This window comes from Streptomyces sp. NPDC051684 (assembly GCF_044453445.1).
Classification (GTDB): domain Bacteria; phylum Actinomycetota; class Actinomycetes; order Streptomycetales; family Streptomycetaceae; genus Streptomyces.
Window position 1 is genome coordinate 321,303 of record NZ_JBITCS010000006.1, and the last position, 8,308, is coordinate 329,610.

The window sequence follows — 8,308 nt, forward strand, 5'->3', positions numbered from 1 at the left end:
CTGGGGGGGGGGCGGGGGGGGGGGGGGGTTGTGTGGGGGGGGGGGGGGGGGGGGGGGCCCCCACCCACACGACAAGCCCTAGCCCCGGTGCGAACGACAGGATCTAGCGGCCGAGCGCCGCCGCGATCCCCGTCACCGCGCCCGGTCCGACCCGGCAGCAGCCGCCGATCAGGCGGGCCCCGGCGTCCCGCCACGCGGTCACCTGTTCCGGCGCGAACGCGGCACGGCCCGCCCAGGCCCGCGCCTCGGCGTCCCACTCCTCGCCGCTGTTGGGGTAGGCGACGGCGGGCTTGCCGGTGACACGGGCGGCGAGCCGCACGGCCGCCTCCACGTCCCACGGGGCGCAGCAGTTGACGCCGACCGCGACGACCTCGTCGGCGTCCGCGGCCACCCCGAACGCCTCCTCCAGCGGCTGCCCGGCACGCGTGAGGACCCCGTCCACGCTGTACGAGAGCCAGGCCGGCACCCCGAGCCCGCGCACCGCCCGCACCAGCGCCCGCGCCTCGTCCGCGTCGGGCACGGTCTCCAGGGCGAACACATCAGGTTCCGCCTCGGCGAGCACTTCGAGGCGCGGCCGGTGGAACGCGTACAACTCCTCCTCGCTCAGCCCGTACCGCCCCCGGTACTCGGACCCGTCGGCGAGCATCGCCCCGTAGGGCCCGGCGGACGCGGCCACCCACAGGGGCCGGTCGCACCCGGTGGCCGCGTCGCGCGCCAACTCCACGCTCGACCGCATGAGTTGAGCTGCCCGCGCCCGCCCGGCACCGCGCCGCGCGAACCCCTCGAAGGTGGCCTGGTAGCTCGCCGTGATGGCGACGCTCGCGCCCGCCTCGTAGTACGCCCGATGCGCCGCGACGATCGCCTCCGGCACCTCGGCGAGCAGCCGCGCCGACCACAGTTCGTCGCTCAGGTCGTGCCCTGCGGCCTCCAGTTGGTTGGACAGGCCGCCGTCGAGGACGAGCGCGCCCGAGGTGACGGCGCGGGTGAAGGAGTCGCTGGTCATGGGGCCGACGCTATCCGGCCCAAGGCTACGGCCGCACAGTGAGGACGAGCTTGCCGGTCACCCGGCCCGTGTCGCCCTCCGCGTGCGCCTTGGCGGCCTCGGCCAGCGGGTGGGTGCCCGCCACGTGCACGGTGAGCCGGCCCGACTCGACGAGTTCGGCGACGGCCCGCATCCCCGCTTGGTCGTGCTCGACGAGCATCGCGGTGGCCCGTACCCCCAACTCCCCGGCCCGCGCGGTGACTTCGTCGAAGTCGACCGGCAGCAGCGAGACGAGCACGCCGCCCGGCTTCAGGACGTCCAGGGAGCGCAGCCGGTCCGCGCCGCCGAGGGTGTCGAGGACGACGTCGATGTCCCCGGTCTCGGCCGCGAAGTCGGCGGTGCGGTAGTCGATGACCTCGTCGGCGCCCAGGCCCCGGACGAACTCGTGCTTGGCGGCCGACGCCGTCCCGATGACGTACGCGCCGCGCGCCTTGGCGATCTGTACGGCCACATGCCCGACACCGCCAGCCGCCGCCTGCACCAACACCCGTTGACCGGGCTCCACTTGGGCGACGTCGACGAGCGCCTGCCAGGCGGTCAGCCCGACGAGCGGCAGCGCGCCCGCCTCGACATGGCTCAACCCCTCCGGCTTCGGCACGAAGGCGCGGGCGGGCCCGGCGACGTACTCGGCGTGCGAACCGGCCCCGTACGGATACGGCAGCATGCCGAAGACCTCGTCGCCCGGCTTGTGCAACGAGACGCCGAGCCCCACGGACTCGACGACCCCGGACACGTCCCAGCCGAGCACGAACGGCGGCTCGCCGAGGAACAGGCCGAACGCGCGGTGCTTGTAGTCGGTCGGGTTGAGGCCTGCCGCGTGCACGGCGACCACGATCTGCCCGATGCCGGGCTTCGGTCGCGGAACATCGATCTCGTGCAGCACCTCGGGCGCCCCGAGGGTGTCCTGGCCGACGGCCTTCATGGTGGCGGTCGCGGTGGTGGTGGTGTCGTCGTCGCTCATGGAACCAGCCTGCGCCCACGGCACCGGCAGCGACAATGGCAAGATGGCCATCCAGCGATAGGATCGTGCCATGAGTGGAGCACCCGAAAGCGCAGCACCCGAAAGCGCACCCCACCGCGTGGTCGTGCTCGCGCTCGACGGGGTCTACCCCTTCGAGCTCGGCATCCCGAAACGGGTCTTCGGCTCGGCGGGCACCGCCTACGAGGTGCTGACCTGCGCCGCGACGGAGGACCGCACCGTACGCACGGACGCCGACTTCACGATCACCGTCGCGCACGGCCCGGAGGCGCTGGAGCACGCCGACACCGTGATCGTCCCGCCGTACGACATGGCGCGCATCGACGAGCCGCTGCCCGCCGCCGAACGGGGGGCGCTCGCCCGCATCAGGCCCGGCGCCCGCACCGTCTCCATCTGCACGGGAGCGTTCGCGCTCGCCGCCGCCGGGATGCTCGACGGCCGGCGCGCCACCACGCACTGGGCGCTCGCGGACCGCTTCCGCCGGATGTTCCCGTACGTCGCCCTGGACCCGGACGTACTGTTCGTCGAGGACGGCGACGTGCTGACCTCGGCGGGCGCGGCGTCAGGACTCGACGTCTGCCTGCACCTGGTGCGCTCCGACCACGGCAGCGCCCTCGCCAACTTCGTGGCCAAGTGCTGCGTCGTCCCGCCGTGGCGCGAGGGCGGCCAGGCCCAGTACATCGAGCAGCCGGTCCCCGACGAGGGCGACAGCGGCACCGCGCCCGCCCGCGCCTGGGCCCTGGAGCGCCTCGACCGGCCGCTCGCGCTGCGCGAATGGGCCGCGCACGCCCGGATGAGCCCGCGCACCTTCGCCCGCCGCTTCCAGGAGGAGACGGGCACGAGCCCCGGCCGCTGGCTGATCCTCCAGCGCGTGCACCGCGCCCGCCATCTGCTGGAGTCGACGGATCTGTCGGTCGACCGGATCGCCGCGGAGGTCGGCTTCGCCACCGGCACCTCGCTGCGCCAGCACCTGCACGCCACCATCGGGGTCACCCCGCAGGCGTACCGCCGCACGTTCCGCGCGGGCCCGGTGGGCGCGACGTGAGAGGGGGACTGTGACGCCTGACGACGACAATCCCGTCGTCAGGCGTCACGGTCCCCGGCACTCCTGAGGGCTCACACCCCTTCGGGCCACTCCCACCGCTCCAGGTCCCGCAGCCACGCCCGTGCGTTGCCGTCGGACGGTGCGCGCCAGTCACCGCGCGGCGAGAGCGAGCCGCCGGCCGACACCTTCGGCCCGTTCGGCATCGCGGACCGCTTGAACTGCGCGAAGGAGAAGAAGCGCCGGCAGAAGTACTCCAGCCAGTGCTTGATCTCCGCGAGGTCGTACGCGCCGCGCTTGTCCACAGGGAAGCCGGGCGGCCACTCGCCCGCCTCCACGTCGCGCCAGGCGTGCCACGCCAGGAACGCGATCTTCGAGGGCCGGAAGCCGTACCGCAGCACGTGGTAGAGCGTGAAGTCGTGCAGCGCGTACGGGCCGATCTTCGACTCGGTGGACTGCAACTCCTCGCCGGGGACCAGCTCGGGGCTGATCTCCGTGTCGAGGATCGCGGTGAGGATCCTCCCGGCCTCGTCGCCGAACTGGTCGCTGCTGACGACCCAGCGGATGAGGTGCTGGATGAGCGTCTTCGGCACCCCGCCGTTGACGTTGTAGTGGCTCATCTGGTCGCCGACGCCGTACGTGCACCAGCCGAGCGCCAGCTCGGACAGGTCGCCGGTGCCCAGCACGATGCCGCCGCGCTGATTGGCGAGGCGGAACAGGTAGTCGGTGCGCAGGCCCGCCTGGACGTTCTCGAAGGTGACGTCGTAGGCCGGCTCGCCGTTCGCGAACGGGTGCTCCATCTCGCGGAGCATCAGGCGGGCCGTGTCCGTGATGTCCAGCTCGGCGGCCGTGACGCCGAGGGACTTCATCAGGGCGTGCGCGTTGGACTTGGTGTGCTCGCCCGTCGCGAAGCCCGGCATCGTGAAGGCCAGGATGTCGGTGCGGGGGCGGCCCGCCCGGTCCATCGCGCGTGCCGCGACGATCAGGGCGTGCGTGGAGTCGAGGCCGCCCGAGACGCCGATGACGATCTTGGGGTCGCCGATCGCGCCGAGCCGCTGCACCAGGCCCGAGACCTGGATGTTGTACGCCTCGTAGCAGTCCTGGGCGAGCCGCTCGGCATCGGCCGGGACGAACGGGTAGCGCTCCAGACGGCGCTTGAGCCCCAGGTCGGTGCTCGTGGGCGGGTCCAGGTGGAAGTCCACGCGGCGGAAGTCGCCGGTGCGCGCGGCGTGCGTGCGGCGGTTGTCGTCGAACGTGCCCATCCGCTGGCGTTCCTGGCGCAGCAGGTCGAGGTCGACGTCGGCCACGGCGTGCTGGTCGCCGAGCGGGAAGCGGTCCGTCTCGGCGAGCAGGTTCCCGTTCTCGTAGATCATGGTCTGGCCGTCCCACGAGAGGTCGGTCGTCGACTCTCCCGCTCCCGCCGCCGCGTAGACGTACGCGCTCAGGCAGCGGGCCGACGCGGAGCGGCACAGCAGCTTGCGGTCCTCGGCGCGGCCGACCGTGATGGGGCTGCCGGAGAGGTTCAGCAGGACGGTCGCACCGGCGAGGGCGGCCTCCGCGCTCGGCGGCACCGGGACCCACATGTCCTCGCAGATCTCCGCGTGCAGGACCAGTCCGGGCACGTCCTCGGCGGCGAACAGCAGGTCCGTGCCGAAGGGGACCTCGGTGCCACCGACCCGGATCGTGCCGCCGCGCTCGTCGTCGCCCGCCGCGATCTGGCGCTTCTCGTAGAACTCCCGGTAGGTGGGGAGGTACGACTTCGGGGCCACGCCCAGGACGCGGCCGCGGTGCACGACGACCGCGCAGTTGTAGATGCGGTTGCGGTGCCGCAGCGGCGCGCCCACCACGAGGACCGGCAGGAGGTCGGCGGAGCCCGTGACGATGTCGGCGAGTGCCTCCTCCACCTCGTCGAGCACCGGGTCCTGGAGGACCAGGTCCTCGATGGAGTAGCCGCACAGGCCCATCTCGGGGAAGAGGGCGACGGCGACTCCGTCCTCGGCGCTGCGGCGGCCCTGGCGCAGGACCGCCTCCGCGTTGGTGCGCGGGTCGGCGATGGCGGCGTGGCCGGTGCACGCGGCGACCCGCGCGAAACCGTGACTGTAGATCGACCGGAAGTTCACCCGCCCATGATGTCAACCGGGCCGTGGCCGTGCGCGGCGGGGCTTGGCCACATTCCGATCGTGGCGTGAGCGAAGTGGTTCGGGTGGGTTCTCGTTCGGGGAGACTTCTCCCGTCATTCCCTTACGCGCCACGGGAGTTGTGCAAGCGTTTTCGCGATGTGCACGGGGAGCACGCGGACAGGGGGAAGCGTGGAGATCAGGTTCTCGGTCCCGCAGGGCGAAGTGGGCGTGCGAGGTGCGGACGGCGACAAGGAACTGCTCTCGCTGCGGGACTGGCTGGAGGACGACGACGAGCTGCGGTCCGCGGGGCTGCGCGTCGAGAGCGCGTACCAGGACCGGCCCGGCGCGATGGGCGACGTACTCGAATGGTTCGGGGCCGCGTGCGGCGCCGTGTCCCTGGCGATCGAGGTGACGCACAGTGTCCGCGGCTGGTGGCGCAGCCGCGGGCACGAGGGCGAGCTCGCGTTCACCGTGCGGGGCGAGGACGTCGAACGGATCGGCGGGCTGCTGCGGGACATCGGCCTGCGCGACGCCGAGCGGACCGACGGGACGAACCCCGGCGAAGGGCGCCCCGGGGGCGACGGCGACGGAGCCCCCCGATGACGGACGCCGCATCAGGAGCGGGCGGCGCGGCAGCGCATCGCGTCGACCCGAAGAGGTCCGCGTGCCTGCTGATCGGTGTCAACGACTACCGGCACGCTTCGATGCAGCGGCTCGACAGCGTCGCACGCAACCTGGAGCAGCTGGAGAAGGTGCTGCTCGACCGGGACATCGGCGGCTTCAACAGGGACCGGGTCACGGTGCTCGGCAACCCGGCCGCGGCCCGCCAGGTGACCGCCGCGATCGAGGCCGCGGGAAAGCTCGCCGCCGAGGACACCCTGATCGTGTACTACGCGGGCCACGGCATGCGCGACGGCGAGGACAACCGGCTGTTCCTGACGCTGCCCGACACGGAGCGGGGACAGCCGGAGACCTGCGTCGACACCAAGTACGTACGCAAGGCCATCAGTCGCTCGCCCGCACCGCGGACCGTGCTCATCCTGGACTGCTGCTACAGCGCCCAGTGGACACGCGACGGCGCGATGTCCGGGGGCGAGAGCGGAGGCGAGGTCGCCGCGCGGTCCGTCCGCGACCTGAAGGGCCTCTATCTGATGGCCTCGTCGCCGCACAACCGCGCCTCGCACGCCCCCGACCCGGAACGCTGCTCGGTGTTCACGGGCGCGCTGGTGGAGGTGCTCGAACAGGGCGACCGCGACGCGGGCGAGTCGATCCGCCTCAAGGACGTCTTCGAGCGGGTGCGGGACCGCGTCGAGGAGTGGGCGGCGCGGCAGGAAGGGAGCGACGCGTCGGCCCCGCTGTGCACGGACGAGAACGGGCTCGGCGAGTACGCCTTCGTGCGCAACGCCGCCCGCAGGCCCGCCCCGGAGCCGCCCGCCGCCCCGGCACCGCCCGCAAGGCGCGGGCGCGCCCTGGCCGTCGGCATCGCCATCGGCCTCGCGCTCGGGCTCAGCGCCGGATTCGGCGCGCCCTACGTCGAGCACAAGCTGGACGGGCGGCCCGCCCGCCAGGAGGCGCGCGGCGCGTGCTCGGCCGACGCGGCGCTGCTCGACCATTCCGACGCGCTGGACAAGGACGAGGTCGACATCGATCCGGTGGCCGGACTCTCCGGCCTGGCGTTCGCTCCGGGCGGCCCGCAGTCCGTGGGCCCTAGCACGGTGTACGCGGTGGCCGACAACGACGCCGCCCGGATCTTCCCGATCACCCTGCGCTCGCCCGACGACCTGCGACCGGAGGCGGGCCGCGCCCGCACCCTGCGCCCGCACAGGGGAGAGCCCTTCGGCAAGTGGTTCGACGCCGAGGCGATCGCCGTGGAGAAGGACGGCAAGGCGGCCTTCGTGGCGGGCGAGACCGCGCCCACGATCCGCCGCTTCGACCTCGCGTCGGGCGACCAGGAGGGCGATCCGCTGCCGCTTCCCAAGGAGTTCGAGATCTACCCGAAGGGCGGGGCCACGGCGGGCCACACCATCGAGTCGATGACGCTCTCGCCGGGCGACCGTTACCTGTTCGTCGCCCTGGAGACCTCGCTCGCCGCGGACGGCGACGAACGGGGCCGCAACATCCTGCGCTACCGGGATTCATTCGCAGTGCATCGGGCTTCAGTCCGGTGGTGAAGCGAATCTCCAATTGCGACGCGGAGCGTCGCGGCATCGTGCCCTGTGGAGCAGGGTGGGGCTGCCCATAGGGCTGGTGGCGCGGAGCGTCGCCCTGTGCGCCAGGACGGCGGAGCCGTCCAAGGCTGGTTCATGCGGGGCGGTTCTGCTGCTCGATGTACTGCTTGACGACTGTCAGGGGTGCGCCGCCGACGGTGCCGGCGAAGTAGGAGCCGGACCAGAGCTTGTTGGCCCGCCAGTAGTGCTGTACGAGGTCGGGGAATTCCTGGCGCAGGCGCCGGGAGGAGACGCCCTTGAGGGAGTTGACCAGTTTGGTCACGGCCACCTTCGGGGGGAAGTTGACCAGGAGATGGACGTGGTTGTCCTCACCGTTGAACTCGATCAGCTCACACTCGAAGTCGACGCAGACCGCCCGCATTATCTCCTCCATGCGCCGCAAATGATCGCCTCTGAATACTTTGTGGCGGAACTTGGTCACGAAGACCAAGTGAACGTGCATGACGAAAGCGCAGTGTCTGCCTGTTCTGATGTTCTGCATCTCGCCCATAACCCAAGTATGTAGGATCGTCGGCATGCAGCTTCGGTACGCCTTCAGGTTGTACCCGGAGCCGGGCCAACAGCGGGCGTTGGCCCAGGCGTTCGGGTGTGCGCGGGTCGTGTTCAACGACGCTGTGGCCGTCCGCCGTGCCGCGTATGCGGCCAAGGAGCCCTACCCGACCTTCACCGCCCTGTCCAAGACGCTGATCACCCAGGGCAAGCAGCGTCCGGAGCGAGTATGGCTGGGCGAGGTCTCCTCCGTCGTCCTGCAACAGGCTCTGCGGGACGCGGACGAGGCTTACAACAACTTCTTCGCCTCCCCCAAGGGTGAGCGCAAGGGGCCGAAGATGGGTGAGCCCTCCTTCCGCTCCCGCAAGGACGCCCGGCAGGCGATCCGGTTCACCGCGAATGCCCGCT

8 protein-coding genes are annotated in these 8,308 nt (G+C 72.0%); 4 read left to right on the forward strand and 4 right to left on the reverse strand.

Features of this window, described 5'->3' with window-relative positions; translation table 11 throughout:
• Positions 1–103 precede the first annotated feature (103 nt).
• Positions 104–1,003, reverse strand: a complete 900-nt coding sequence (gene mmuM / locus ACIA8D_RS10515) for a homocysteine S-methyltransferase (protein WP_399230654.1) — start codon at positions 1,001–1,003, stop codon at positions 104–106.
• Between the two features lie 25 nt (positions 1,004–1,028).
• Positions 1,029–2,003 carry an NADP-dependent oxidoreductase gene (locus ACIA8D_RS10520; RefSeq protein ID WP_399230655.1) on the reverse strand — a complete coding sequence of 325 codons (975 nt, stop codon included), beginning with the start codon at positions 2,001–2,003 and terminating at the stop codon, positions 1,029–1,031.
• 70 nt (positions 2,004–2,073) lie between these two features.
• On the opposite strand from ACIA8D_RS10520, the gene ACIA8D_RS10525 reads away from it, so the two are divergent.
• Complete coding sequence (locus tag ACIA8D_RS10525; protein ID WP_399230657.1) at positions 2,074–3,066, forward strand: GlxA family transcriptional regulator; 993 nt, start codon at positions 2,074–2,076, stop codon at positions 3,064–3,066.
• A 71-nt stretch (positions 3,067–3,137) separates the two neighbouring features.
• Here ACIA8D_RS10525 and ACIA8D_RS10530 read toward each other — a convergent pair whose 3' ends face one another.
• Positions 3,138–5,183 carry an NAD(+) synthase gene (locus ACIA8D_RS10530; RefSeq protein ID WP_399230659.1) on the reverse strand — a complete coding sequence of 682 codons (2,046 nt, stop codon included), beginning with the start codon at positions 5,181–5,183 and terminating at the stop codon, positions 3,138–3,140.
• Between the two features lie 189 nt (positions 5,184–5,372).
• Here ACIA8D_RS10530 and ACIA8D_RS10535 point away from each other — a divergent pair, with 189 nt between their 5' ends.
• Both ACIA8D_RS10535 and ACIA8D_RS10540 read left to right on the forward strand, forming a co-directional pair.
• Complete coding sequence (locus tag ACIA8D_RS10535) at positions 5,373–5,786, forward strand: hypothetical protein (RefSeq protein WP_399230661.1); 414 nt, start codon at positions 5,373–5,375, stop codon at positions 5,784–5,786.
• On the forward strand, positions 5,783–7,354 hold the full coding sequence (locus tag ACIA8D_RS10540; RefSeq protein WP_399230663.1) for an esterase-like activity of phytase family protein: 1,572 nt from the start codon (positions 5,783–5,785) through the stop codon (positions 7,352–7,354). The genes ACIA8D_RS10535 and ACIA8D_RS10540 overlap by 4 nt, the downstream gene beginning before the upstream one ends.
• Before the next feature lie 130 nt (positions 7,355–7,484).
• Here ACIA8D_RS10540 and tnpA read toward each other — a convergent pair whose 3' ends face one another.
• Positions 7,485–7,901, reverse strand: coding sequence for an IS200/IS605 family transposase (gene tnpA, locus ACIA8D_RS10545; RefSeq protein WP_399230664.1), 417 nt, complete (start codon positions 7,899–7,901; stop codon positions 7,485–7,487).
• 25 nt (positions 7,902–7,926) lie between these two features.
• Between tnpA and ACIA8D_RS10550 the strand changes: the two genes are divergently transcribed.
• On the forward strand, positions 7,927–8,308 hold a 382-nt coding region (locus ACIA8D_RS10550), incomplete at its 3' end, for a helix-turn-helix domain-containing protein (protein WP_399230666.1).

What these genes read in the sequence shown, in the direction of transcription:
- mmuM (WP_399230654.1), bottom strand. Translation starts at nt 1,003, where the DNA reads ATGACCAGCGACTCCTTCACCCGCGCCGTCACCTCGGGCGCGCTCGTC.
- ACIA8D_RS10520 (WP_399230655.1), bottom strand. Translation starts at nt 2,003, where the DNA reads ATGAGCGACGACGACACCACCACCACCGCGACCGCCACCATGAAGGCC.
- ACIA8D_RS10525 (WP_399230657.1), top strand. Translation starts at nt 2,074, where the DNA reads ATGAGTGGAGCACCCGAAAGCGCAGCACCCGAAAGCGCACCCCACCGC.
- ACIA8D_RS10540 (WP_399230663.1), top strand. Translation starts at nt 5,783, where the DNA reads ATGACGGACGCCGCATCAGGAGCGGGCGGCGCGGCAGCGCATCGCGTC.
- tnpA (WP_399230664.1), bottom strand. Translation starts at nt 7,901, where the DNA reads ATGGGCGAGATGCAGAACATCAGAACAGGCAGACACTGCGCTTTCGTC.